Annotated in this window: 19 protein-coding genes; 8 read left to right on the top strand and 11 right to left on the bottom strand. The window is 65.0% G+C overall.

Annotation, left to right across the window (positions count from 1 at the left end):
• The first annotated feature begins 70 nt into the window (after positions 1 to 70).
• The gene (locus CH273_RS08385; RefSeq protein ID WP_032393977.1) at positions 71 to 970 is read left to right on the top strand and encodes a LysR family transcriptional regulator; all 900 of its coding nucleotides are present in this window, start codon (positions 71 to 73) and stop codon (positions 968 to 970) included.
• Here the strand turns inward: CH273_RS08385 and CH273_RS08380 are convergent.
• Positions 946 to 1,908: an MsnO8 family LLM class oxidoreductase gene (locus tag CH273_RS08380; protein WP_179275437.1), complete on the bottom strand. Its 963-nt coding sequence runs from the start codon at positions 1,906 to 1,908 to the stop codon at positions 946 to 948. The genes CH273_RS08385 and CH273_RS08380 overlap by 25 nt on opposite strands.
• 93 nt (positions 1,909 to 2,001) lie before the next feature.
• Here CH273_RS08380 and CH273_RS08375 point away from each other — a divergent pair, with 93 nt between their 5' ends.
• The gene (locus CH273_RS08375) at positions 2,002 to 2,376 is read left to right on the top strand and encodes a VOC family protein (protein WP_032393975.1); all 375 of its coding nucleotides are present in this window, start codon (positions 2,002 to 2,004) and stop codon (positions 2,374 to 2,376) included.
• Here the strand turns inward: CH273_RS08375 and CH273_RS08370 are convergent, their stop codons facing one another.
• Positions 2,377 to 3,315 carry an endonuclease/exonuclease/phosphatase family protein gene (locus CH273_RS08370; RefSeq protein ID WP_032393974.1) on the bottom strand — a complete coding sequence of 313 codons (939 nt, stop codon included), beginning with the start codon at positions 3,313 to 3,315 and terminating at the stop codon, positions 2,377 to 2,379.
• Between the two features lie 132 nt (positions 3,316 to 3,447).
• Between CH273_RS08370 and CH273_RS08365 the strand changes: the two genes are divergently transcribed.
• Positions 3,448 to 5,088: a GMC oxidoreductase gene (locus CH273_RS08365; RefSeq protein WP_032393973.1), complete on the top strand. Its 1,641-nt coding sequence runs from the start codon at positions 3,448 to 3,450 to the stop codon at positions 5,086 to 5,088.
• Between the two features lie 47 nt (positions 5,089 to 5,135).
• On the top strand, positions 5,136 to 5,477 hold the full coding sequence (locus tag CH273_RS08360; protein ID WP_052049251.1) for a hypothetical protein: 342 nt from the start codon (positions 5,136 to 5,138) through the stop codon (positions 5,475 to 5,477).
• 6 nt (positions 5,478 to 5,483) lie between these two features.
• Here CH273_RS08360 and CH273_RS08355 read toward each other — a convergent pair whose 3' ends face one another.
• On the bottom strand, positions 5,484 to 7,103 hold the full coding sequence (locus CH273_RS08355) for an alkaline phosphatase D family protein (protein ID WP_032393972.1): 1,620 nt from the start codon (positions 7,101 to 7,103) through the stop codon (positions 5,484 to 5,486).
• A gap of 121 nt (positions 7,104 to 7,224) precedes the next feature.
• Between CH273_RS08355 and CH273_RS08350 the strand changes: the two genes are divergently transcribed.
• Both CH273_RS08350 and CH273_RS27345 read left to right on the top strand, forming a co-directional pair.
• The gene (locus tag CH273_RS08350; protein ID WP_032393971.1) at positions 7,225 to 7,647 is read left to right on the top strand and encodes a VOC family protein; all 423 of its coding nucleotides are present in this window, start codon (positions 7,225 to 7,227) and stop codon (positions 7,645 to 7,647) included.
• Positions 7,648 to 7,713: 66 nt separating this feature from the next.
• Positions 7,714 to 7,905 carry a hypothetical protein gene (locus CH273_RS27345; RefSeq protein WP_143546189.1) on the top strand — a complete coding sequence of 64 codons (192 nt, stop codon included), beginning with the start codon at positions 7,714 to 7,716 and terminating at the stop codon, positions 7,903 to 7,905.
• 119 nt (positions 7,906 to 8,024) lie between these two features.
• Here CH273_RS27345 and CH273_RS08345 read toward each other — a convergent pair whose 3' ends face one another.
• A complete protein-coding gene (locus CH273_RS08345) occupies positions 8,025 to 8,414 on the bottom strand; it encodes a VOC family protein (RefSeq protein WP_052049250.1) in 390 nt (129 codons plus the stop codon).
• A 61-nt stretch (positions 8,415 to 8,475) separates the two neighbouring features.
• Between CH273_RS08345 and CH273_RS08340 the strand changes: the two genes are divergently transcribed.
• Both CH273_RS08340 and CH273_RS08335 read left to right on the top strand, forming a co-directional pair.
• On the top strand, positions 8,476 to 9,504 hold the full coding sequence (locus tag CH273_RS08340) for a GlxA family transcriptional regulator (protein ID WP_082322363.1): 1,029 nt from the start codon (positions 8,476 to 8,478) through the stop codon (positions 9,502 to 9,504).
• A gap of 22 nt (positions 9,505 to 9,526) precedes the next feature.
• Positions 9,527 to 10,351, top strand: a complete 825-nt coding sequence (locus CH273_RS08335; RefSeq protein WP_032393970.1) for an alpha/beta fold hydrolase — start codon at positions 9,527 to 9,529, stop codon at positions 10,349 to 10,351.
• A 136-nt stretch (positions 10,352 to 10,487) separates the two neighbouring features.
• Here the strand turns inward: CH273_RS08335 and CH273_RS08330 are convergent, their stop codons facing one another.
• The 7 genes from CH273_RS08330 to CH273_RS08300 form a co-directional block, all read right to left on the bottom strand.
• The gene (locus tag CH273_RS08330; RefSeq protein WP_032393969.1) at positions 10,488 to 14,444 is read right to left on the bottom strand and encodes a DNA-directed RNA polymerase subunit beta'; all 3,957 of its coding nucleotides are present in this window, start codon (positions 14,442 to 14,444) and stop codon (positions 10,488 to 10,490) included.
• 97 nt (positions 14,445 to 14,541) lie between these two features.
• Positions 14,542 to 18,048, bottom strand: coding sequence for a DNA-directed RNA polymerase subunit beta (rpoB, locus tag CH273_RS08325; protein ID WP_032393968.1), 3,507 nt, complete (start codon positions 18,046 to 18,048; stop codon positions 14,542 to 14,544).
• Positions 18,049 to 18,540: 492 nt separating this feature from the next.
• Positions 18,541 to 21,117, bottom strand: a complete 2,577-nt coding sequence (locus tag CH273_RS08320; protein WP_032394187.1) for an aminotransferase class III-fold pyridoxal phosphate-dependent enzyme — start codon at positions 21,115 to 21,117, stop codon at positions 18,541 to 18,543.
• 212 nt (positions 21,118 to 21,329) lie between these two features.
• The gene (locus tag CH273_RS08315; RefSeq protein WP_032393967.1) at positions 21,330 to 22,205 is read right to left on the bottom strand and encodes a hypothetical protein; all 876 of its coding nucleotides are present in this window, start codon (positions 22,203 to 22,205) and stop codon (positions 21,330 to 21,332) included.
• Positions 22,206 to 22,263: 58 nt separating this feature from the next.
• Entirely contained in the window at positions 22,264 to 22,956 is a 693-nt protein-coding gene (locus CH273_RS08310; RefSeq protein WP_032393966.1) for a hypothetical protein, read from the bottom strand.
• Between the two features lie 84 nt (positions 22,957 to 23,040).
• Positions 23,041 to 24,288 (bottom strand): MCE family protein, encoded by a 1,248-nt coding sequence (locus CH273_RS08305; protein WP_032393965.1) that lies wholly within the window; start codon positions 24,286 to 24,288, stop codon positions 23,041 to 23,043.
• Complete coding sequence (locus tag CH273_RS08300; RefSeq protein WP_032393964.1) at positions 24,285 to 25,553, bottom strand: MCE family protein; 1,269 nt, start codon at positions 25,551 to 25,553, stop codon at positions 24,285 to 24,287. The genes CH273_RS08305 and CH273_RS08300 overlap by 4 nt, the downstream gene beginning before the upstream one ends.
• Positions 25,554 to 25,572 lie beyond the last annotated feature (19 nt).

Below are 25,572 nucleotides of genomic sequence, written 5' to 3'. Positions count from 1 at the left end.
GACCGCGATGCTCTATCAACGCGGAAGTTGAAATAGCATCTATGAGCAGAACTCATGATTGAATGGCCGCATGGAACTGCGGCAGCTGAAATACTTCCTCGCGGTCGGGGAGGAACTGAACTTCTCCCGCGCCGCCGAACGCTGCTACGTCTCGCAATCGGCGATCAGCCTGCAGATCTCCAAGTTGGAACGAGAAATCGGTGAGCCCCTGTTCGAGCGAACCTCTCGTACCGTCCGATTGACCGTTGTCGGAGCACAATTGGTGTCCATCGCCCGGCACATGGTGGAGCTGGAGCAAGCCGCCCTGGCGCTGACGACGCGCAAACGTAATCAGCTGCGCCTGACCGGAAACATGACCTTCGCAGCCAACGCCATCTCCGCCATCGTCGCGGTACGCGAGCGCCATCCCGACGCCGAGATCGACTTCGTCCTGAAACGATTCGCAGAACAGATCGAAGCGGTGACGTCCGGCGACTGCCAGGTGGCGCTGATCCGCGGCAGCGTCGAACGCTCCGGTCTGCACGTCACCGAGCTGTGGACCGAAGACCTCGTCGTCGTCCTCCCCGAGGGGCATCCTCTGGCGGGTGAGAGCAACCCGAGTCTGAGTCAGCTCGCCGGCTACCCCCTGCTACTTCCCAAACGGAGCGAACAGATCCTGCTGCACCGGGTGATCGAGCGTGAGATGAAACGGAGCGGACTGCCACTGAGCTTCGGCCCGCCCGTGGCGTCCGATCACACCGCCAGCGCCGAACTCCTCAAGAACCCACAATGCTGGTCCATCCTGTACGCCAGTACCGCCGACAGCACCCCCAAGACCGGCCTGGTCTTCCGCACCGAGGCCGACCGCAGACTGAGACTCCCGGTATCGGCAGTGGTCGACGCGACCGTGCCCATCACCGACATTCAACGCGACCTGGTGGCCGCCCTGGCAGCGACGGCACCGGTTCAGCCCGCCACCCCTGCGAGCTGAGCGAACGCGGCATCGGCGTCGAACAATTCGGCGCGATCGTACGTCGACGTCGACGCCATGATCTCGTTCGCGCGGGTGCGCTCGACCACCTCCTCCAGCCGCGGACGGACCTGCCCGGCCGTGCCGAGGATGCTCGACGCCAACGACGCCTCGATTCGATTCCGCGTCTGCGGCGTCCACTGTGATTCATCGATCCCCGACGCCGGTTGCAGAGCCGGGAACTCGCCCTCACGTCTGGATCTGGCCATCGCCCACGCCTCCGGGACGGCGAGCCTGCGGGCATCGGCGGTGTCCGCTGCGATGGTGACGTCCAACGAAACGATCACGTACGGTGAGGGATTCGACGGCGAGGGACGAAAATTCTTGCGGTAGAGCGCCAATGGATCATCCTGATGCACTATCGGTCCGCCGACGACGACCGGAAGCCCGGCGCGAGCGGCAACCTCCAGACCGGCTCCCGTCGCGAGTACGAACACCGGCGGAGACGGGACAGCGGGCCGGGCCGTCACCGAACCCGAACCGTCCAGATAGGAACGCAATTCGGCGATGTCGGCCTCGAACGTGTCGGTCCGCTCACTGCGCAATGCTGCCCGAACCGGCTCGGTGAAACCGAGGGAGCGACCGACACCGAGGTCGATCCGGCCGGGAAACAGAGACTCCAACATCAGAAATTGCTCGGCCACGACCAGCGGCTGATGGTTGGGCAGCATCACTCCGCCGGATCCGACGCGAATGCGCGAGGTGCGCGACGCCACCGCCGCCGCGAGAACCGCAGGCGCGCCCGACGCGATCCCGGGAACGCCGTGATGCTCGGCCACCCAGAACCGATGCAACCCGATCTTCTCCGCATGTACCGCTCGTTCGACGGTATGACGCAGAGCCGAGGCGTCGTCGAAACCGGATCGCGTGCGGGACCTGTCGAGCAATGAGAAGAACACGGATATCTCAACCGACGAGGCGTCGGGCATATTTCTCGAACTGTTCGTTCGACGCGGACCGAATGTGTCCGCAATGGCGCTCATCATTGCGTCATGAACCTCACCATGAAGCTCGAACTCGTCACCCTCGCAGTCACCGACGTGGACCGCGCCAAGGACTTCTACGTATCGATCGGTTTCAACGCCGACCATGACGCCCGCCCCTGGGACGGCATCCGATACGTCCAGCTCACTCCCCCGGGCTCGGCGTGCTCCATCGCGATCGGCGAGAACATCACCGACGCCGAGCCGGGCAAGGGCGCCGGAATCCTGATGGTCGTCGACAACGTCCAGCAGGCCTACGAGCACCTCACCTCAGCCGGCCTGACCATCGACCCGCCGAAGGACGAGGGCTGGGGCACGTTCGTGTACTTCGCCGACCCCGACGGCAACAAGTGGTCGGTGCAGCAACTGCCCGCACAGTCCTGATCAGCGCTGACCGGGACCGAAGGCCAGCCGAGCCAGGATGCCGCGGTGGTCGGAGCCGGGAATCGTCACGGCTTCCACCGATCCAACGGCCAGATCTGCCACCAGAACGTGGTCGATGGCGATCACCGGCGGATACCACGTGTGCGCCGGGTACGTCCTGAGCATGCCTGCCCCGGTGGCCACCGCCGCATCGACGAACCGGCCGTCCTGGAGATCTCGGTACCGCCGATGGTCCTGCGTCGCGTTGAAGTCGCCCGCCACCACCACCGGACCGTCGTCGACGGGGATCTTGGCCAGCAGCTGGCGCAACAGCCCCAGCTCACGTACCCATTCGGACGGCTCCCGCGGCCACGGCGGCACCGGATGGACCGCGAACACCAGCGGCCGGCCCGGCATCTCCACCCGCGCGGAGAGCAGCTCTGTCACGAAACCGTCGTGACGCTGCTCGTCGACGAGCGGGAAGCGACTGTAGATTCCGGTGCCCTCGCCGCCGGGAGCAGCGCTGACGTGCGCGTACGGCAACGAGCCGGACAGCACCGGGCGAAGGCGGGCGTCGGCCTCCGGCGTCAGTTCGACGAGAGTGAGCACGTCGGGTCGGTGCCGCTCGACCAGCGCGACCAACGCGTCGGGATCGGCCTGACCCAACCAGATGTTGGCATGCAACACCGTCAGCTCCGACTCGGCCGCCGTCCGGGAGCGGTGCCTGTGCAGAGGAATCTGTGTGGCGGCGGCGCCCACCGATACAACCGCGCCCGCCGCCAGCCCCCACCAACCGAACGCCACGGCCGCGAGAACAGTGCCCGGCACCGCGGCGAGCATGAGGACATGTGCCAAAGCACCGAAGACGAGCATCGCCTGCCCACGGGCGTCGACAAGGTGCGCTGCGATGCCCACTACCGCTGCCAAGAGCAGTAACAGAGCCACCGATGCCGAAACCATGAGCGGAGTGTGACAGGCAAACCTGAGGCCGAGCTGGGAGCCGTCCCTATATCCGACCGAAGTGTTCGCTTTCTTACAGCAAACACGACACAATCGAGAGCGCTGTCCGCACGTACTAGGGGGAAGTTTTCCGTGAATCGAAGGCAACTGCTGCGTTTGGCCGCTGCCGGAATGCTCGGCGCTGCCGCCGCTCCGGTCCTGGGCTCCGCCGGGGCACCGGGTTCTTCCACAGCAGGCGCACTCCCCATCGGTGCCGAACGAATCCGATCACTGGTCCCCGAGCTGTTCGCCGATCCCCCGCGCCCACCGGACCACTCTCCCGTCCTCGTCATCGGCTCCGGATTCGGTGCCAGCGCTGCCGCCCTTCGTATGGCACAGGCCGGCACCCAGGTCACCGTCCTCGAACGTGGACTGCGCTGGCCACGTGACCCGTGGCGCGAGATCTTCACCGCCGACATGACCGCCGACGGACGCGGACTGTGGCAGCAGACCTCGTTCACCAACATCACCGGAATGCCCGTCGGACCGGTCGACCTGTTCGGCGGCGTACTCGACACCACCCGGTACGAGAACCTCTCGGTCTGGCGCGGCGCAGCCGTCGGCGGTGGCTCGATCGTCTACACCGGCGTCACCATCGCCCCCGACAAGAAGTTCTTCGACGCCTCATTCGGCGGACGCCTGAACCACGACGAGATGGCCGCCACCTGGTACCCGAAGGCGCGCTCGATGCTCCGGCCGTCGCCGATGCCCGAGGACGTCTACAACAGCCCGAACTTCTCGCACTCGCGCACCTGGGACGACCACGCCCGGCGGGCCGGGTTCACCCCACAGGCAGTGGACGGCAACTGGAACTGGAACGTCGTCCGCGACGAGCTCGCCGGACGCTCGCGGCCGTCCGCGACCGTCGGCGCGAGCACCTTCGGCAACTCCAACGGTGCCAAGCACGACCTGACGCAGAACTACATCCCCCAGGCCGAGGCCACCGGCCGTGCGACGGTGTGCCACAGCCACCGCGTCGCAGCGATCGGCACCGAATCCGGCGACCGCTACCGCGTCGAAATCGAACGCCTCGACCCGTTCGGCAACATCGTCGAGACACGCACCGTCACCTGCGACACGCTCGTCCTCGGAGCCGGATCCATCGGCACCACCGAACTGCTGATGCGCGCCCGCACCACCGGCGCACTGCCGAACCTCAACGAATTCGTCGGCACCGGCTGGGGCACCAACGGCGACGCGTCGATGACACGGTCGCTGGGGCCGATGTCCGCCGGACCGCAAGGTGCGCCCTGCGCATCCCGCATCGTCGACGACTCCTCACTGCCACTGACCGTCGAAAACTGGTACGTGCCAGGCGTTCCCGTGAATCTCGGATTCATCGGCTCACTCGGCATGACCATCGACCCACTGCGCGGAAACTTCGGATTCGATTCCGCCACAGACCGATTGACGCTGAATTGGCCGAAGGGCGGCAGCCGGGACACCGTCGAAGCCCTACGCGCAGTACAGAATCGGATGGCCCAGGCCGGCGGAACCATCGTCGCGGCCGAACCGTTCACCCGCGACGTCGACGACACCTTCACCGCCCACCCCCTCGGCGGCGCGGTGCTGGGCGACGTCACCGACGGCTACGGCCGGGTGAAGGGCCACCCCGGGCTCTACGTCGTCGACGGTGCGTTGATCCCGGGCAGCACCGGGGCCGCGAACCCGTCGCTGACCATCACCGCACTCGCCGAACGCAACGTCGCACAGATCATCGCCGACGGTCGCTGACCGGCCGACATGTGGGTAGACCCGCGCGCAGCGGGTAACCCACAGGTATGCCCGCCAACGATCCGACCGAACGCACCATCGCCGACCGCGACGTCGAAAAGCGCTGGAACGACCCCGTCGTCTTTCGCAGAGCGGCCGGATACTGTGCGGCCGTGGTGGCGGTGGCTGCGGCACTGACCGCGCTGTTCCTGGTCGTCGACCGCACGAATCCCGTGTTGGCCGCGTCGGTGCCCGCAGTGTGCTTCCTCGGCGGCATCGGAGCTCCGACGTTGGGATACAGGTCCTACCGTGCCGGTGGCACGTGGCCGATCTGGCAGGGCGCGGCATGGTTGCTGTTCACCGTGATGCTGCTCGGTCTGGCGATGCCGATGTTCGCGATCCGTCAATGACCGGCGTCAGCCCAGCTGAATCTCGGGGCGGCCTTCGGGGACGGTGACCGTCGCTGCGGTTCGTACCGATGCCCCCGGTGTGGAGACGCGATCGAGAACCCTGACCTCCGAACGCCATTCGGTGTTCGTCAGCGTGCCACGGAGATAGCCGCGCCGAGCATTTCCGTATTTGACGTGCGGAGAAGCTTCGGCGATGGCCGCACCGGCCGAGTCGACATCGGCACCGTCCTTACCCGACGCGATCGAGGTGGTCGCGATCTCCACACCTTGGATCGGCGACGCCTGATCCTGGTAGTCGCGGCGCAGTTCGGAGACGATCGTGCGATGAATGTCGCCGACGATCGACGCGACGTTCTTCGTGCCACGATCCCTGGCCCCGTCCAGAATTCGGTGCCGAGACGCCTCGTATCCGCTCCACGGGTCCATCCCGACCTTGCGATCGCTGCCGAGCCCACGGGCCAGGTCCGAGATGACCGTCTGGTGCGCCAGGAAGTTCCACCTCGACGGTGATGCGAAACCGTCGAGTATCCACTTCTCCTGCGCTGCACCGGTGATCGTGCGCGACGGATCTGCCGTCTCGGCGTCCTGCGCATGCTCGCCGTCGCCGTGCGCCTGATCGCTGCGGTACTGCCGCGTGTCCAGTACCGAGAAGTCCACCAGATCTCCGAACGAGAACCGGCGATAGACCGTCATGTCCGGTCCGACGGGCTTCAGATTCGCCCGAACCGGAGTGTTCTCCCACCACGCCTTGAACGCATCGGCTCTGCGCAACAAGAACTCTCGCGGATCGTCGTCGTCCTGGCTGATCTGCGAGGCCCAGTTGTTGTCCACCTCGTGATCGTCGAACGTCGAGACGAACGGTGCCGACGCGTGGGCCGCAGCAAGATTCTCGTCCGCCTTGTACAGCGCATATCGGTCGCGATAGTCGCTGAGCACCATGGTTTCTCGGGCAGCGGATTCGGTGCGCGGCTCGCCCTGCCTGGCACCCTCGTCCTTGATCGCGTACTCGTAGATGTAGTCGCCCAGAAAGAACACCACATCGAGATTCGACGCGGCCAAGTCCTGGTACGCGCCGAAGTAGCCGTCCTCCCACTTCTGGCACGACGCCCACGCGAAGTCGAGCTTGCTCAACGGTTGGCCCAGTGCCGGTGCAGTTTTGGTGCGGCCCACCGGGCTGGCATGCGGCCCGACGAGGAAGCGATAGAAGTACTCACGAGCTGGCTCGAGACCTCGGACGTCGACGTGAATCGACCAGCCGTCGAACTCGGTGGCCAGCTCGATACCTTCGCGGGTGATGCTCGCGAATCGCTCGTCCGCCGAGATCTGCCACCGCACCGGCACCACGCCGGGAGTCATTCCACCCAGTGGCGCGAAGGGATCGGTGGCGAGTCTGGTCCACAGCACCACCGAATCGGGCAGTGGGTCGCCGGATGCCACGCCGAGGCGGAACGGGTAGTCCGGGGTCACCACGGACTGCGCACCTGCCGTCGCCGTGGTTCCCGCGAGTTCGGGAGTGAACGCCAGCGCCCCCACCAGCGCACTCCATGTCAGGAACTGTCGACGCGTGGCCCCGGCACGCAGAGAGATGTCCTGCCCGAACCGTATCTCGTTACCCCGTCTCACCATCCTTCGAGGCTCTCGCGCCCGAGCGAACTGTGCCCGTCATCGATCGAACGGGAAAGTGAACACGACGTTGTCATTCGATTCAGGACCGAAGTCGTCCGCGACCTCGGCCACACTCGAGCGCATGACGAACATCGACCGCACCGGCTCCCAAATCGACCACCTCAACATCGGCGTCACCGATCTCGCCGCCAGCGCCGAGTTCTACGGTGCTGCACTCGCACCGCTGGGGATCAGCGAAATCATGCGGGTACCGCACACCCCCGAGGCCAACCAGCTCGCCATGATCGCGTTCGGCTGGGCGAACGTGAAGCCCTTCTTCTGGATCGTCGACGCACCGGGATCGGCCATCGGACCCCACACCCATCTCGCGTTCAGCGCCCCGGATCGCGCCACCGTCGACGCCTTCCACGCGGCAGCAGTCTCGGCAGGAGCAGTCGAGCTCCGGCCGCCGGGACTGCAGCCGGAATACCACGCCATGTACTACGGATCCTTCGTGCGCGACCTCAACGGCATCGACCTCGAGGCCGTCTGCCATCACGAGTGAACGAACCGTTGCCGTATGAGGTGGAGGGTGTCACTGCGGCCGAGGCAGCGTCCCGTTGGTTCGCACGTGGTCACGCAGACGAGTGAGGATCGATCCGAGAGCAGCGACCTCCTCGGTTGCCAATCCGTCGAAGAACAGGCGATGCACCAGCTCGACGTGACCCGCCGCCGACGCGTCCAGAGCCGCCCGGCCCGCCTCGGTCAGAACGGCATCCGTGGCGCGGCCGTCGGTGGTCGAGACCGTCCGCTCGGTGAGTGATCACCGCACTCCTCACCGACGCCCCAGCCGTCGTCACCGGCCAGGACTTCGCCGTCATCAAGGACGGCACGATCGCCGAGCTGTACACGTTCATCGACCGGGGATAGCCGGTCGAACCGTCAGGCTTGCACGACCCACACCGAATTGCCGTCGGGATCACGCAGCGCGAACATGGGCGGAACACCGTCGACTTCTTCCATGAAGTCGTCGAGATCGACTCCGCCGAGTGCACTCAGACGCTTGTGTTCGGCCGCGACGTCGGCTGTCTCGACACCGATGGATCCGCCGCCGGGCGTTCCTCCCATCGGCGGGTTCAGGGCGAGCCGCGCCGTCGATCCCGGCGGGGCCACCTCCAGCCATCGGTATTCGTTTTCGGGGCCGAATCGCAGATCGCCGCGAATCTCGAAGCCGAGCACGCGCGAATAGAAGTCGAGAGCCGCGTCCTGATCTGCGACGGTGAACATGGCCACGCCGATGTTCACGATGGTGCTGGGTTCTTGGTTGGTCATACCGGTAACGACTCGAGTGATGGCGAAAACTCACCGCCCAGCGGCGGTAGTTTCTGTAGGCATGGACGACGCGCTTCCAGAGTTCCGCAGCAGCCGACGGATCGCTTTCCTGGTGTTCGACGGGGTGAAGATGCTCGATTTCGTCGGACCCGCCGAGGTCTTCGTCGAATCGAATCAGCAGCCCGCCGTCGAATACGAGGTGGTGATCCTCTCACCCGGCGGCGGAGACGTCAGCACCTCGATCGGGACGACGGTGTCCACTCGCCCGGTCGCGGAATCCGGACGATTCGACACCGTGATCATCGCCGGTAGTGAATTCGATCCGATTCGCCTGGTCACGGCCGAACTCGTCGGAGCCGCAGCCGATCTCGCTGCACGGACCCGTCGGATGGCATCGGTGTGCACAGGGGCGTTCGTACTCGCCGCGGCCGGCCTACTCGACGGCCGGCGAGCGACGACGCACTGGAAGTTCACGTCCGACCTGCAACGCCTCTACCCCGCCCTCACGGTCGATCCGGATGCCATCTTCGTCCGAGACGGCCGCCTGTACAGCTCGGCGGGCGTTGCGGCCGGCATCGACCTCGCACTGGCTCTCGTCGAGGACGACCACGGCCCCGAAGTGGCGAGGGCTGCGGCGCAGGGACTGCTGGTGTACATGCAGCGAGGCGGTGGACAATCGCAGTTCTCGTCGTCGCTGTCGGGCCCGATCCCCCGTACCGGAACAGTCCGCCGAGTGGCCGACCACATCCGGGACAACCCCCGGCTACCACACACCGTGGCAGAGCTGGCTCGGTTCGCGGCCCTCAGCACCCGTCAGCTCACCCGCCTGTTCCAGTCCGAACTCGGCAGCTCGCCGGCCGAATTCGTCGCGTCGACGAGATTCGAGTTGGCTCGTGAGGCCCTGCACACCGGTTACACCGTCGGCGAGGCCTCCCGTCGAGCCGGGTATTCGAGCTGCGAAGTGATGCGACGAGCGTTCGTCGCCCGAATCGGGACCTCCCCGCGCAGCTATCAGCAGCGGTTCGCGCCCCAATTGCCGATGTCGCAAAACGAGCGGTTCTCGACCCACACGGTGGTACCGCGCAGCTAGCAGTCCGGGCAAGACTGCTTGCATGCCAACCATCACAACACCGGACAACGTCGAGATCTTCTACAAGGACTGGGGGTCGGGTCAGCCTGTCGTCTTCAGCCACGGCTGGCCACTGTCGTCGGACGACTGGGACGCCCAGATGATGTTCTTCCTCGAGCACGGCTATCGCGTCGTCGCCCACGATCGACGCGGTCACGGTCGGTCCCAACAGGTCGGTGACGGGCACGACATGGACCACTACGCCGACGACCTCGCCGCCGTGGTCGAAGCCCTCGATCTGACCGACGCGATCCACGTCGGCCACTCCACCGGCGGCGGCGAGGTAGTCCGCTACCTGGCGCGCCACGGAGAAGAACGCGCAGCCAAGGCGGTGCTGATCAGTGCGGTACCGCCGATCATGGTCAAGACCGACGACCACCCCGGCGGTATCGAGAAGTCGTTCTTCGACGACGTCCAGGTTCAGGTCGCCACGCGCCGTGCCGACTTCTTCCGCACTCTCGCCGAGGGCCCCTTCTACGGCTACAACCGGCCCGGGGCCACCCCGTCGGAAGGCGTCATCGCCAATTGGTGGCGTCAGGGAATGATCGGGGGTGCGAAAGCCCACTACGACGGCGTGGTCGCCTTCTCACAGACCGACTTCACCGACGACCTGCGTGGGGTGAACATTCCGACGCTGGTGCTGCACGGCGAGGACGACCAGGTGGTGCCCTACCAGAACGCGGGTGCGCTCTCGGCGAAGCTACTGCCCAACGGCACGCTGAAGACCTACCCCGGCTTCCCGCACGGCATGCCGACGACGGAAGCAGCGACGATCAACGCCGACATGCTGGAGTTCTTCCGGTCCTGACGCAGCACGGTCACAACTGACGACAAAGCCCCGCACCGACCGAAGTCGATGCGGGGCATTTGTCTGCAGGCTCTGTCGTCGTGAGCGGAAATTCGTAGTGGGCTACGAAGTTCTGCTCACATGCGACGGAGTCGCTCTAGCGGTATTCGTTGGAGAAACCGTAGTCGTCGAGCGGCACTGCAGCGCCGGTTCCCTGGCCGAAGCCATCCGGGCTGTAGTACTGATCGTCGTACGACGGCACCGCGTATGCCGCGGCACGCGCCTCCTCGGTCGGCTGCACCGTGATGTTCCGGTACCGGTTGATGCCGGTACCAGCCGGGATGAGCTTACCGATGATGACGTTCTCCTTGAGACCTATGAGCTTGTCGCTACGGCAGTTGATCGCCGCATCGGTCAGCACACGAGTGGTCTCCTGGAAGGACGCAGCCGACAGCCACGAGTCGGTGGCCAGCGATGCCTTGGTGATACCCATCAGGACCGGACGTCCGGCTGCGGGCTCGCCACCCTCGGAGACGACGCGACGGTTGCTCGACTCGAACTCGCTGCGCTCGGTCAGTGAACCGGGCAGGAATTCGGTGGAGCCGCTGTCGATGATCGTCACGCGACGGAGCATCTGGCGCACGATCGTCTCGATGTGCTTGTCGTGAATCGACACACCCTGCGACCGGTACACCTCCTGGACCTCGTTGACGAGGTGGATCTGCACCTGACGGGGACCCATCACACGCAGGACCTCGTGCGGATCGGCAGCACCTTCCATGAGCTGCTGGCCGACCTCGACGTGGTCACCGTCCGCCAGAAGGCGCTCGGTGCCGTCGTCGTGCTTGAAGACGCGCAGACGCTGACGCTTGGAGAGCTTGTCGTAGACAACCTCTTCGCCGCCGTCGTCCGGGACGATGGTGATCTTGTAGAAACGATCGCCGTCCTCGAGCTGAATGCGTCCCGACACGTCCGCGATCGGAGCCTTGCCCTTCGGCACACGCGCCTCGAACAGCTCCTGCACGCGAGGCAGACCACCGGTGATGTCATCTCCGGCGACACCACCCTGGTGGAAGGTACGCATGGTCAGCTGGGTTCCGGGCTCACCGATGGACTGCGCGGCAACGATACCGACGGCCTCACCGATGTCGACCAGCTTGCCGGTGGCCATCGAGCGGCCGTAGCAGGTGGCGCAGACGCCCGTTCCCGTGGTGCAGGTGAGCACCGAGCGAACCTTGACCGACGTGATGCCCGCAGCGAGCAGCGCGTCGATGGCCGGGTCACCGAGATCGTGTCCGCGAGCGACGATGACCGTGCCGTTCTCGTCGACAGCGTCGTTCGCCAACGTGCGGGCGTACGTGCTGGTCTCGACGTGAGCGTCGCGGATCATCTTGCCGTCGGCGGTCTTCTCGGCGATCGTCGTGACGATGCCGCGCTCGGTGCCACAGTCGGTTTCCCGAACGATGACATCCTGCGAGACGTCGACCAGACGACGCGTCAGGTAGCCCGAGTCGGCGGTACGAAGCGCCGTGTCGGCCAGACCCTTACGAGCACCGTGCGTGTTGATGAAGTACTCGAGAACCGTCAGGCCTTCCTTGAAGGAGGACTTGATCGGACGCGGGATGAACTCACCCTTCGGGTTGGTCACCAAGCCCTTCATGCCGGCGAGCGAGCGAACCTGAGTCATGTTTCCGGCTGCGCCGGACTTCACGATCATCGGGATCGGGTTGTCGTCGGGGAAGTGGGCCTCCATGGCCTTACCGACCTGCTCGGTCGCGTCCTGCCAGATCTTGACCAGTGCGGAGTTGCGCTCGACCTTGTCGAGTGCGCCACGCTGGTACTTCTTCTCGATCTGATCGGCCTGAGCCTCGAAGGTCTCCATGATCTGCGGCTTCTCCGGCGGCACGAGGACGTCGGAGATCGAGATGGTGACACCCGAACGCGTGGCCCAGTAGAAGCCTGCGTCCTTGAGCTTGTCGACGGTCTGCGCGACCACGATCATCGGGTAACGCTCGGCGAGATCGTTGATGATGGTCGACTGACGCTTCTTCGGCATCTGCTCGTTGACGAACGGGTAGTCCGCCGGAAGCAGCTCGTTGAACAGCACGCGTCCCAGAGTGGTCTCGGCGGTCCACGCGTCGCCGCGGTTCCAGCCCTCGGGGAACAGCTCGTTCTCGATGTCACGCGGCGGGCGCTGCGTGGTGAGACGAACCCGAATCTGCGACTGCACCGTGAGCGCTCCACGGTCGACGGCCATCTGAGCCTCGGCCGGGGAGGAGTACGCCCCGAACTCGGCCTGATCGGTCGACGCGTCGACGCGCTCGCCGACAGCACCGGCGTCGAGACGCGTCAGGTGGTACAGACCCGTCACCATGTCCAGACGCGGCATGGCGAGCGGACGGCCCGATGCCGGCGAGAGGATGTTGTTCGAGGACAGCATCAACACGCGTGCCTCGGCCTGGGCCTCGGCGGACAGCGGGAGGTGGACAGCCATCTGGTCACCGTCGAAGTCGGCGTTGAACGCCTCACACACGAGCGGGTGCAGCTGGATGGCCTTGCCCTCGACGAGCTGAGGCTCGAACGCCTGGATGCCCAACCGGTGCAGGGTGGGTGCACGGTTCAGCAGCACGGGGTGCTCGGCGATGACCTCTTCGAGAACGTCCCACACCTGCGGACGCTGACGCTCGACCATGCGCTTGGCCGACTTGATGTTCTGCGCGTGGTTCAGATCCACCAGGCGCTTCATCACGAACGGCTTGAACAGCTCGAGAGCCATCAGCTTCGGCAGACCACACTGGTGCAGCTTGAGCTGCGGGCCGACGACGATGACCGAACGGCCCGAGTAGTCGACGCGCTTGCCGAGGAGGTTCTGACGGAAGCGACCCTGCTTACCCTTGAGCAAGTCGGACAGCGACTTGAGCGGGCGGTTACCCGGTCCGGTGACCGGACGTCCACGACGGCCGTTGTCGAACAGGGCGTCGACCGACTCCTGCAGCATCCGCTTCTCGTTGTTGACGATGATCTCGGGGGCACCGAGATCGATCAGACGCTTGAGGCGGTTGTTGCGGTTGATGACGCGGCGGTACAGGTCGTTGAGGTCGGACGTCGCGAAACGTCCACCGTCGAGCTGCACCATCGGACGAAGCTCCGGCGGGATGACCGGGACAGCGTCGAGAACCATGCCCATCGGCGAATTGCGGCCGGCCTGGAACGCAGCGACGACCTTCAGACGCTTGAGCGCACGCAGCTTCTTCTGACCCTTGCCACTGCGGATGGTCTCGCGAAGAGACTCCGCCTCGGCATCGATGTCGAAGGTCTGCATGAGCTTCTGGATCGACTCGGCACCCATGGCACCGGTGAAGTACTCGCCGTACCGGTCGATGAGCTCGCGGTAGATGAGCTCGTCGACGATGAGCTGCTTGGGAGCGAGCTTGGTGAACGTGGTCCAGATCTCCTCGAGACGATCGAGCTCACGCTGCGCGCGGTCACGGAGCTGACGCATCTCACGCTCGCCACCGTCCTTGACCTTGCGGCGCACGTCGGACTTGGCACCCTCGGCTTCGAGCTCGGCGATGTCGGCTTCGAGCTTCTGCGCACGAGCCTCGAGATCGGCGTCGCGCTGATCTGCGACGGCCTTCTTCTCGACCTCCATCTCGGCCTCGAGCGTCGAGAGCTCGTTGTGACGGAGCTCGTCGTCGACCGTGGTGATGACGTAGGCAGCGAAGTAGATGATCTTCTCGAGATCCTTCGGAGCCAGGTCGAGCAGGTAGCCCAGACGCGACGGCACACCCTTGAAGTACCAGATGTGCGTGACGGGAGCCGCCAGTTCGATGTGGCCCATGCGCTCACGACGCACCTTGGCGCGAGTGACCTCGACGCCACAGCGCTCACAGATGATGCCCTTGAAGCGGACGCGCTTGTACTTGCCGCAGTAGCACTCCCAGTCCCGAGTGGGGCCGAAGATCTTCTCGCAGAAGAGGCCGTCCTTCTCGGGCTTGAGCGTGCGGTAGTTGATGGTCTCCGGCTTCTTGACCTCGCCGTAGGACCACTGACGGATGTCGTCCGCAGTGGCAAGGCCAATGCGAAGTTCATCGAAGAAGTTGACGTCGAGCACGTAACTTCCTTTCCCCGTTATGGGTGTTGTGATACCGAATCAGAAAAAGCGTGATCACCCCCGTGCCTGCAGTGACGCAGGCACGGGGATCACAGAACTACTGAGCGAGGTCGTCGACCGTGGCTGCTTCGTTGCGGGAGAGGTTGATTCCCAGGTTGGCTGCGGCACGCTCGAGGTCTTCGTCGTCACCATCGGCCATCGTGATGGCTGCGCCGTCCGAAGACAGCACCTCCACGTTGAGGCACAGCGACTGGAGCTCCTTGAGGAGCACCTTGAAGGACTCGGGGATACCGGGCTCCGGGATGTTCTCGCCCTTGACGATCGCCTCGTACACCTTCACGCGGCCGACAACGTCGTCCGACTTGATGGTGAGAAGCTCCTGCAGCGTGTACGCGGCACCGTAGGCCTGCATGGCCCAGCACTCCATCTCACCGAAGCGCTGACCACCGAACTGTGCCTTACCACCGAGGGGCTGCTGCGTGATCATCGAGTACGGCCCGGTCGAACGAGCGTGGATCTTGTCGTCGACCAAGTGGTGCAGCTTGATGATGTACATGTAGCCCACCGACACCGGGTACGGGAACGGCTCGCCGGAGCGGCCGTCGAACAACGTGGCCTTTCCGTCGGGTCCGACCATCTGCTCGCCGTCGCGGTTGGGGATCGTGCTCTCCAGCAGGCCGGCGAGCTGATTCTCCTTGGCACCGTCGAACACCGGGGTGGCGATGTTGCTGTCGGCCGGAGCCGCCAACATCTCCTCGGGCAGACGCTCGGCCCAATCGGGCTTCGTGCCGTCCGCGGCGATCTGAACGTTCCAACCGGTCTTGCCGATCCAACCCAGGTGGGTCTCGAGGACCTGACCGATGTTCATACGACGCGGAACACCGTGGGTGTTGAGGATGATGTCGATCGGGGTGCCGTCGGGCAGGAACGGCATGTCCTCCTGCGGGAGGATCTTGCCGATGACGCCCTTGTTGCCGTGACGGCCGGCGAGCTTGTCGCCGTCCTGGATCTTGCGCTTCTGAGCCACGTACACGCGGACCAGCTCGTTGACGCCGGGAGGCAGATCGTCGTCGTCGTCACGCGAGAAGACGCGGATGCCGATGACCTTTCCGTTCTCGCCGTGCGGAACCTTGAGCGAGGTGTCGCGAACTTCGCGAGCCTTCTCACCGAAGATGGCGCGCAGCAGGCGCTCTTCGGGGGTCAGCTCGGTCTCGCCCTTCGGCGTGACCTTTCCGACCAGCACGTCGCCGTCACGAACCTCGGCACCGATCCGGATGATGCCGCGCTCGTCGAGGTCTGCGAGGACCTCGTCGGAGACGTTCGGGATGTCGCGAGTGATCTCCTCGGCACCGAGCTTGGTGTCGCGAGCATCGATCTCGTGCTCCTCGATGTGGATCGAGGTGAGAACGTCCTCTTCCACGAGGCGCTGCGACAGGATGATCGCGTCCTCGTAGTTGTGGCCCTCCCACGGCATGATCGCCAGCAGCAGGTTCTTGCCGAGTGCCATCTCACCGTTCTCGGTGCAGGGGCCGTCGGCGAGGACCTGGCCGGACTCGACGCGCTGACCCTCGTCCACGATCGGACGCTGGTTGGCGCACGTGCCCTGGTTGGAGCGCGCGAACTTGCGCATCCGGTAGGTCTTGCGCGATCCGTCGTCGGCCATGACCGTGACGTAGTCGGCGGAGACCTCTTCGACGACACCGGTCTTCTCGGTGATGACGACGTCACCGGCATCGACGGCTGCACGCAGCTCCATGCCGGTTCCGACGATCGGCGACTCGCTGCGAACCAGCGGGACGGCCTGACGCTGCATGTTGGCGCCCATCAGGGCACGGTTGGCATCGTCGTGCTCGAGGAACGGAATCATCGCGGTTGCGACGGAAACCATCTGTCGCGGCGAGACGTCCATGTAGTCGATGTCGTCGGACGAGACGAACTCGACCTCTCCACCCTTACGACGGACGAGAATCTTGTCCTCGATGAAGTGGCCCGAATCGTCGACCGGAGAGTTCGCCTGCGCGAGCGTGTGGCGATCCTCCTCGTCGGCGGTCAGGTAATCGACCTCGTCGGTGACCTTGCCGTCGACGACCTTGCGGTACGGGGTCTCGATGAACCCGAACGGGTTGACGCGTGCGTACACCGAGAGCGATCCGATCAGGCCGATGTTCGGGCCTTCCGGGGTCTCGATGGGGCACATGCGGCCGTAGTGCGACGGGTGAACGTCGCGGACCTCGAGGCCGGCGCGCTCACGAGAGAGACCGCCGGGTCCCAGTGCCGACAGGCGACGCTTGTGCGTCAGACCCGACAGCGGGTTGTTCTGGTCCATGAACTGCGAGAGCTGGGACGTTCCGAAGAACTCCTTGATCGCAGCGACGACGGGACGGATGTTGATCAGGGTCTGCGGCGTGATCGCCTCGACGTCCTGAGTCGTCATACGTTCGCGCACGACGCGCTCCATGCGGGACAGGCCCACGCGGATCTGGTTCTGGATGAGCTCGCCGACGGTACGCAGACGACGGTTGCCGAAGTGGTCGATGTCGTCGACCTCGACCGGAACCTCGACGCCGTCGGGCGCGGTCATCGAGGTCTCACCTGCGTGCAGACGCACCAGGTACTCGATGGTCGCGACGATGTCTTCCTCGGTGAGGGTCGACGCCACGATGGGCTGACCCGAGTTGAGGCCGAGCTTCTTGTTGATCTTGTAGCGACCCACGCGAGCGAGGTCGTAGCGCTTGTCCTTGAAGAACAGGTTCTCCAGCAGGGTCTGCGCCGACTCCTTGGTCGGCGGCTCGCCCGGACGCAGCTTGCGGTAGATGTCGAGGAGTGCCTCGTCGGTACCGGCGGTGTTGTCCTTCTCCAGGGTGGCCATGAGGATCTCGGAGAAGCCGAAGCGCTCCGTGATCTGCTCGGTGGACCAGCCGAGAGCCTTGAGCAGCACCGTGACGGGCTGGCGACGCTTGCGGTCGATACGGACACCGACGGTGTCGCGCTTGTCGACGTCGAACTCGAGCCATGCGCCGCGGCCGGGGATCACCTTGACGCTGTGCAGGTCCTTCTCGGTGGTCTTGTCGATCGAATGATCGAAGTAGACGCCCGGAGAACGCACCAGCTGCGACACCACGACACGCTCGGTGCCGTTGATGATGAAGGTGCCCTTGTCGGTCATCATCGGGAAATCACCCATGAAGACCGTCTGGCTCTTGATCTCACCGGTGTTGTTGTTGATGAACTCGGCCGTGACGAACAGCGGAGCCGCGTACGTCATGTCCTTGTCCTTGCACTCATCCGTCGAGGCCTTGACCTCGTCGAATCGTGGGTCGGAGAAGGACAGAGACATCGAGCCCGAGAAATCCTCGATCGGAGAGAGCTCGGTCAGGATGTCCTCGAGTCCACCGGCGACACTGCTGTCTCCCCGGGCGGCGGCACGGTCACGCCAACTCTGCGCACCTACCAGCCATTCGAACGAATCCGTCTGTACATCGAGGAGACCGGGTACCTCCAACGGCTCGCGAATGTTCGCGAACGAAACCCTCCTCGGGGCTCCCGGTGTTCCGACAACTGCCTTGGTCTGGCTAGAGACTGCCAAGATGCGTCCTTCCAGCACCTCACGCGGGTCGCTCGTGCAGTGCGACCGCCGCTGTATCTGTTTGCTATATGTGGGGCGAATTTCGGCTGGTGCAACCAGACCGAATCCCCATCACAGCGGCCCGAAAACGTGCTTTCGGGTAACAGCGATCGAGAGGTGGACAGGAGGCAGCCAGCGCAACGTCCAAAGGTACCCCAAATGTGCGCACAGCGCAACGGGGGCATCAAAAGTAGCACCCGGGGTCCACTCACGCGCTGACTCGGCGAAAGCGTGTCGCCTGCCGGACGCCCGATGCCGAAACCACTGCGCTTCGAAAAACCACTGGGGGTGCTCCTGACGACAAGACTGACCCGTGCCGCCCCCTTCGTCAAGAGGTTCGGCCCGATCCGTTTTCCGTGAGACCGCACTCGAACCGGTCGCGTCGATGGACCACTGCACCGCCGAGACGTGTGCAATGGTCCATTGACGCAGCCGGAGGCGGGGACGCCGACGCGCCCCGCCCCCTGCCGTCTACCGGTCGGCCTCGCGCCACCGCGTGGCCTCGGCGAGCGCGAACCCGTGGACATCGGCCAGCTCACCCAACCGCTCCACGCTGTCGCCGTCGAGGGTGGTCCCGATGCTGCGCAGACCGAACTCACCCGACAACGCGATCAGCATCGTCTCGGCCATGCAGGCGTACGTCAGCCCCGGAGCCAACCCGTAGGTCAACCCGAAATCCGAACCCGACGGCACCCGCACGATGCCGCCGTCGAACACCGTGACGTCGGGCCGCTCACTGCACACGTCCCTGCCGATGTTCGGCGGCTGCGCCACATCGCAGACGATGGCACCCTCCATCAGATCCGTCGGATCGATCAGCGCATGCGGTGCCGACGTGGCAGCGATGACGATCAACGAATCCTTCACCGCAGCAACGGGATCGGTGAAGAACTCGACATGGCGCGACCTGATCAGATCGTCCAGATCGCCGTCGACCGCGTGCGCGGCCCCGGCCAGATCCCCCGAACCCGCACCGACCCGAGCACTCGCCACCATCTCCTGCGCAGCCGCCCACAACTTGGGCGCGATGACCGAACTCTCCCCCTTCCTGCCGACCAACACGATGCCGCCGACCTCGCCCGCCAACTGCTTGCCGATGGTTCGCCCGATCGCCCCGGCGGCACCGAGAATCGTCACCCGAGCCCGCGCGACATCGATACCGCGTTCACGACACACGCGTCGGACAGCCCGCAGACTCGCCGCAGCGGTGAACGTGTTGCCGGTGGTGATCGGACGCGTCGTCGCGCCGAGGCCCAACCCGTTCCCGGTGATCACCGACGAATAGCCGCCCAACCCGACAACCGTCGCACCGCGCGAGATCGCCAGCTCGACGGCCCCGCCCACCACAGCGAGCGCACGCTCGGTCGGCAGACGCAGCAACTGCTCGGAGGTGTACGGCAGCCCGATCAGATCGCCGTGCGCCGTCGCCTCCCCACCTCCGACGACTCGGCCACTGCCGATGACGAACGACGCAGGTTCGAGCTCGGACGTCGACGCCGCGAACCGCTCGAGCAGATCCTGCCGCTCGCCGTGATCGAACACCTCCAGTGCCGGATCGAACGCCGCGAAGAACCCCAGATCGAGAGGGTGCGCGATGAACGCGAAGCGACGATCCGTCGCCCGCACAGCGATATCGGGCGTTCGACCCGGACGCAACGCCTCGAGAGCAGGCGGAGTGGCGACGGTCGGGCGGCCGAGCAGATGCCCGAACAAGCCGTCCATGTCCCCCGCTGCCGCGTACCCCAACGCCCGATCCAGTGCTGCGACCAGCCGCGAGCACTGCACCGCCGACACCGTCAGCGGCGGTTCGATCCGAATCACCCTGTTACCGAACAGGGTCGGAGCCACTCGAATCCCCTCGACGTTGAGCAGGTAGGAGCAGATCACCACGGCCAGATTGTGTTGATCGGCAATCGATCCCAGCAACGACTGCCGCCCGACCATGTTGACGTCCGCGGTGAATTCCATGCCGAGCAACAACCCGCGTCCGCGCACCTCGGTGACCACCGACGGGTACTTCTCTGCCAACACACTCAGATCGTGCTTCAACTGCCGCCCGAGAACGGCCGCGTTCTCCACCACCGCGCAGTCGTCCCGGGTCAACTCGTCGAGAACCGCGATACCCACCCGCGCAGCCAATGCGTTGCCCGCGAACGTGGACGTGTGGCGCAGCGCGAAACTCTCGTTCACCAGCCTCGGCGCACACAACACCGCACCCACCGGCACGATGCCGCCACCGAGCGCCTTGGCGACGGTCAGGATGTCCGGCACCACGCCCTCGTGCTCCGCCGCGAACATCCTGCCGGTCCGGCCGAGCCCGGTCTGCACCTCATCGAGGGCCATCAACACCCCGTGCCGATCACAGATCTCCCGCACGCGGCGCAGGTAACCGTCGGGCGGACACACCACTCCACCCTCACCCTGAATCGGTTCCACCAGAAACACCGCATAGTGCCCGGGGTCCGCCGCCAGTGCCGCGTCGAGCGCATCCGAATCACCGAACTCGATGTGATCGAATCCCTCGACCGGAGCACCGAAACCGCTCTGGTACTTGACGTTTCCCGTCGCAGACAGAGCACCGAGAGTCTTGCCGTGAAAACTGTTCCCGGTCGTCAGTACCCCCAGCCGACCGGTGTGCGCTCGCGCGATCTTCAGCGCCACCTCGGTGGCCTCGGTACCACTGTTGACGAACGTCGTCCGCGTCAATCCGTCGGGTGCGATGCGCCCCAACCGATCCGCCAGTTCACCGGCCGCGCTCAACACCGAAGGCTGTACGAAAATCGCCTCTCCACTGCAACGAACGTCGTTGACCGCCTGCCAGATCGGAGTGGGACCGTGCCCGAGCGGGAGCGCACCGTACGCCCCGGCGAAGTCGAGATAACGACGACCCGAGGCGTCGAACAGGACCGTCCCGTCGCCGCGCACGTACTCGCGATCCAGATTCAGCGCAGACAACAGCCGATACAGTTCGGGATTGACGTGCTCGGCAAACCCCGATCGACCGGACCTGGATTCCACCACGGAATATTCGATAGTTGTGTCAGTCATGACCAGCATGCTCCGTTTTCATCGGATCCACCCCTGGCTGTCGAGCTTCGATTGGTTGTCCCGAACAACCAGGGCTCGTCCCAAGCCAGGACGCAATCGCGATGGTAACGCGATGGAAAGCCGGTGACAGATGGCGGAAAAGCCCACGAAAAAGCCCCGTCCGAGCAGGGCTTCTGCGTCGAACGGGGCCGGATCGAATGCTGGCTGAGCTCCTACTGATCGTCGATGGCCGACAGCTTCCAGGCGCCGTCGACCTTCTCCATGTTCACCGTCAACGGACCCTCGGCACTGCCCGACGCAACGCCGTTCTGGGTGGCACTGATGTTCACGTTGGCGATCAACTCGGCCATGCCGTCCTCCAGCCGCGTGACTCCGATATCGGTGACCATCGCTTCGGTCCCCGTATCCGTCTGCACCACAGCCGATTTGGTGGTTTCGGCAGTGGAGTTGAACTCGTCGAGCATCGACTGATTGAGCACTGCACGCGCCGCGTCGAAATCGGCGTCGATCGTGGCGGCCTTGTACGTGTACAGAGTCTGCAACGCATCGGTCGCAGCCGATGTGACTTCCTGCGTCGCCGCGGAATCCACCCAGGCCGCATTGTCGATCGTGGCGAACGGCTTGAACGCGGCAACGGCAGCGAACGCGCCGAGCACGACGGCAATGACCGCAACGACGATCACGTGCTTCCAGCCGATACCCGACCCCGACGCGGTGGACGAGCCAGCGACAGTGGAGGACTCAGCGGCGGTGGACGACTCGGCTGCGGTGGATTCGTCGGCAGATTCGCCTTCTGCAGGCTTGTCGAGTGCGGGTTCCTCGGTCGCGGCCTTGTCGAGAACAGGCTTGTCGAGAACAGGCTTGTCCGTTGCAGCCTTGTCCGTTGCGGGCTTGTCCGTTGCGGGCTTGTCGAGAATCGGCGTGCTCGGCGGCGGAGTCGTGACAGCCGTCGTGTCGTCGGCCGCGGATCCCTCGGTGGTCGAGCCCGTGACGGTGGATGCAGCAGTCGGCTTCCCGGTGCCGGCCACCTTGCGCCGTACTTTGCTGGTGGTGGTGGGTGGAACGATCTTGCGACGCTGGGGAGGCACTACAGAACTCCTTCGAAACTCACTTCGGTACAGACGGAAGACACCACTGCCGGGTACCTCAGTTGCCGCCGGTGTCCGGCTGGGGAGCCGGCGTCGCTTCCGCACTGGGGTCGGCCGCATTCGGGTCGACCGCGTTCGGGTCGGCGGGGCCGCCCGGATCGGTCGGGACGACGGGGTTGGTGTTCGGGTTGTCGAGCGAGATCCGTGAACCGATGGGGTCGACCTTGTTGGTCTTCCACACCCCGTCGACCTCCTCCATGGCCAGACGCATCGTCAGCTTGCTTCGCTCGACGCGATCGGGCCAGGTGGTGGTCGTCGCAATGACCACCAGAGCAGTGGCGGTGTTCTCGTCCGTGCTCAGCTCCGTCAGCGTGCCGTGCAGGACCTCGGCCTCGCTCTTGGCGCCGGACTGACGAACCTGATCGGTGATGCCCGACCGCGTCTGCTCGAGGTCGTTGAGCATCAAGTCGCCGGTGATGGCCGACTTCATGTTGTCGAACGACTGATCGATCTGCGCCGCGTCGACCGTGTTGAGGTTGACTGCCGCCTGCTGCGCTCCGGTGAGCGCCGCGTCCCTGGTGTCCGCGGTGGGCTTCTGGCTCAGAAGCGCGTTGCCCCAGCCGTACCCGAAGAACACTGCCGCTGCGAGGGCGGCCACGGCGATCACCGTCACGACGGCAAACAGGATTTTCGCGGTCTTGTTGCGCCCTGGAGTCGCTGGGGACTCCAGGGCTTCGGTGCTCGAGTTCACACTTTCCACCCTACTACTCGGTAATATCCGGCCGAACCGCCCTCGGCCCGACGATAGTGCTGAGCAGCAGTTTCACCGATTCCACTACTTCGGCGTCACGCCGATCAGCGGTGCCAACTGGGTGGCGATGGGGTTGAGGTTGAGCTTCTCCGGATCGACCTTGGGCTTGAGGTCCCACGGCTGCGGCACATCCGGATCGGCGAACACGATGCGGTTCGCGCTACGCACACCCGTCACGCTGCCCTGCGGTGTAGCGCAGTTCGCGTCGAGGTTCAGCGGGTAGTTCTCCCGAGTCGGATCGAAGTTCGGGTTCTTCCGCTTCTCCTCGTCGAGGATCGCCTGGCTTCCCTCGTAGCCGACCGTGCACGGCGGCGGATTGTTGACCTCGAGCAACAGACCCTGATGGATCGTGCCGTCGTTCGGGACGATCGTCGAGATACCGGCACCGAGTGCAGGCAGGAACGTCAGGAACGGACGAAGCGCGACGTAACGCGGTTCGGCCTGAGCGGCAACCAGCGCAAGGTTGTTGATGTCGGTGGTCAGCGCCGGACCCGCATCGGTGATGAGACCACCGAGCTGATCGCCCGCCGCGGTACCCGTGTCGATCAGGCGGCGGATGTCGGGATCGCTGGACTTCAACTGAGCCGTCACCTGATCCAGACTGGTGCTGAACTCACGAATCAGATCCGACTGCTCGGACTGCGTGTCGAGCACCGGCACCGCGTCACGGACCAGAGCAAGCGTCTGCGGCAGCGCCTCGTTGCCTGCCTCGGAGATGTTCCCGAGCGAATCGACGAGGGACGCGAGATCCGTTCCCTTGCCGTCGAATGCCACGCCGAGCTCGTTGACCACTCGCGTCAACGTGTCGAGCGGCACGGACCGAACCAACGTGTTCGTGTTGGCGAGGACGTCCTCCACCGGCACGGGTGTGGTGGTGTCGGCCTGAGCGATCTGCGAACCGTCGACCAGGAACGGGCCCTGATCGGTCTCGGGCTGGAGGTCGACGTACTGCTCACCGATCGCAGACCGGTTGGCCACGACGGCCTTCGTGTCGGCCGGGATGTCGGGCCCGCCGTTGTCGAGCATCAGTGCGACACGGACACCGTCCTGCGTCAGTTCCAGATCTCCGACGGTTCCCACCGGGACACCTCGGTAGGTGACCTCGGCGTTGGAGAAGATGCCACCGGAATCGGCCAGGTTCAGATCGACCTGGTACTGCCCGAAGCCGAGCATGTTGTCCAGACGCACGTACTTGGCACCGACGAAAACGAGACCCAGAACCGCTACGACGACGAATAGGACCAACTGAATACGAACCAGTCTCGATCTCACTGTCCAACTCCGAATCGCTCGAGCAGATCGTTCAACGGTGCCAACGGATCGGCAGGTGCGGGCGCAGCGGCTGCAGCCGCCTGCTCGTTCGCAGGTGCGCCCGGGCCGGGAACCGGTGACGGGATGATCGGCGGCAACGGCAGCAGTGAGATCGTCGGCCAACCCGGCCGAGGTCCGTTTCCGTTGTAGTACGGATTCGACGGGTCGACCACCGGCAGCGTGTTGCCGTACTTGGGCTGGATGTAGACCGGATCGCCTTCACCGACGCCGAAGTTCCGCAGCGCGGTTCCGATCGACAGGTCCAGTGAGAGGAACAGGTTGGCGGAGTTGCCCTCGATGATCTTCTCGGTGCCGTCGGCGAACGGCAGCGTGGGGATGACCGCGAGCGAGGTGACCACGTCGTCCGCCGAATCGGCCAGGGCCTGCAGCGTCGGGCGCAGTGCCCGCAGGTCTGCGATCAGATCGTCCTTGGAACGGTCGATCACGTCGGTGCCCACGGCTCCGAGTCGGTCTAGCGCGCCGAGCATCTCGGTCAGCTGCGGACGCTGCTGCTCGAGAACTTCGGTGGCGATCGGCAAGTCCTTCAGCACTGCGTCGATCTTGTCGGTCTGCGTGTTGACGCGGCCGCTGAGAGTGTCGAGACCATCGATGGCACGGGTGATGTCGTCCCGCTGCTGGTTGAGGCCGTCGATCAGCGTGTTCGCCTGCTGCAGAAGCTCTTTGGTCCTACCTTCGCGACCGTCGAAAGCCGTGCTCAGTTCCTTGATGATCGGCGAGAGCTGCCCGACGCCGCCACCGTTGAGCAGCAGCGACAGCGCGCCGAGTACCTGCTCGATGTCGGTGGCATGACGGGTGCGATCGAGCGGAATGGTGTCGCCGTCCTGCAGCCGCGCTGCCGACTCGTCACCGGGAGGTGCCGAGAGCTGCACGAACTTCTCACCGAGCAGGTTGGTCTGCTGCACCGATGCGATCGCATTGGCGGGCAGATCCACGTCGGAGTTGAGGATGACCTCGACATCGGCCGTCCACCCCTCGTTCGGCACGGAGATGGAGTCGACCCGGCCGACGGCCACACCGTCGACCTTGACGGTCGACTGCGGGACGAGGTCGAGCACGTCGTCGAACTGCACCGTCAGGTTGAACGGGTTGTCACCGACATCGGCACCGCCGGGAAGCGGGATGGCGTAGATGCCTGCCGACGAGCAGGCTCCGGCCGACAGAGCGACCACACAGACGCCCGCTCCGACAACCAAGGAACGCTTCACACGAGCTCGATTCCGTTTC

The sequence above is a fragment of the Rhodococcus sp. 05-339-2 genome, assembly GCF_002258965.1.
Taxonomy (GTDB): Bacteria; Actinomycetota; Actinomycetes; order Mycobacteriales; family Mycobacteriaceae; genus Rhodococcoides.
Note: the sequence above shows the minus strand (reverse complement) of the source record. Positions and strands in the feature narration are given on the sequence as shown.

Coding starts and splice junctions, on each gene's coding strand:
- CH273_RS08385 (WP_032393977.1), top strand. CDS start 71: ATGGAACTGCGGCAGCTGAAATACTTCCTCGCGGTCGGGGAGGAACTG.
- CH273_RS08375 (WP_032393975.1), top strand. CDS start 2,002: ATGAACCTCACCATGAAGCTCGAACTCGTCACCCTCGCAGTCACCGAC.
- CH273_RS08370 (WP_032393974.1), bottom strand. CDS start 3,315: ATGGTTTCGGCATCGGTGGCTCTGTTACTGCTCTTGGCAGCGGTAGTG.
- CH273_RS08360 (WP_052049251.1), top strand. CDS start 5,136: ATGCCCGCCAACGATCCGACCGAACGCACCATCGCCGACCGCGACGTC.
- CH273_RS08355 (WP_032393972.1), bottom strand. CDS start 7,103: ATGGTGAGACGGGGTAACGAGATACGGTTCGGGCAGGACATCTCTCTG.
- CH273_RS08350 (WP_032393971.1), top strand. CDS start 7,225: ATGACGAACATCGACCGCACCGGCTCCCAAATCGACCACCTCAACATC.
- CH273_RS08345 (WP_052049250.1), bottom strand. CDS start 8,414: ATGACCAACCAAGAACCCAGCACCATCGTGAACATCGGCGTGGCCATG.
- CH273_RS08340 (WP_082322363.1), top strand. CDS start 8,476: ATGGACGACGCGCTTCCAGAGTTCCGCAGCAGCCGACGGATCGCTTTC.
- CH273_RS08335 (WP_032393970.1), top strand. CDS start 9,527: ATGCCAACCATCACAACACCGGACAACGTCGAGATCTTCTACAAGGAC.
- CH273_RS08320 (WP_032394187.1), bottom strand. CDS start 21,117: ATGACTGACACAACTATCGAATATTCCGTGGTGGAATCCAGGTCCGGT.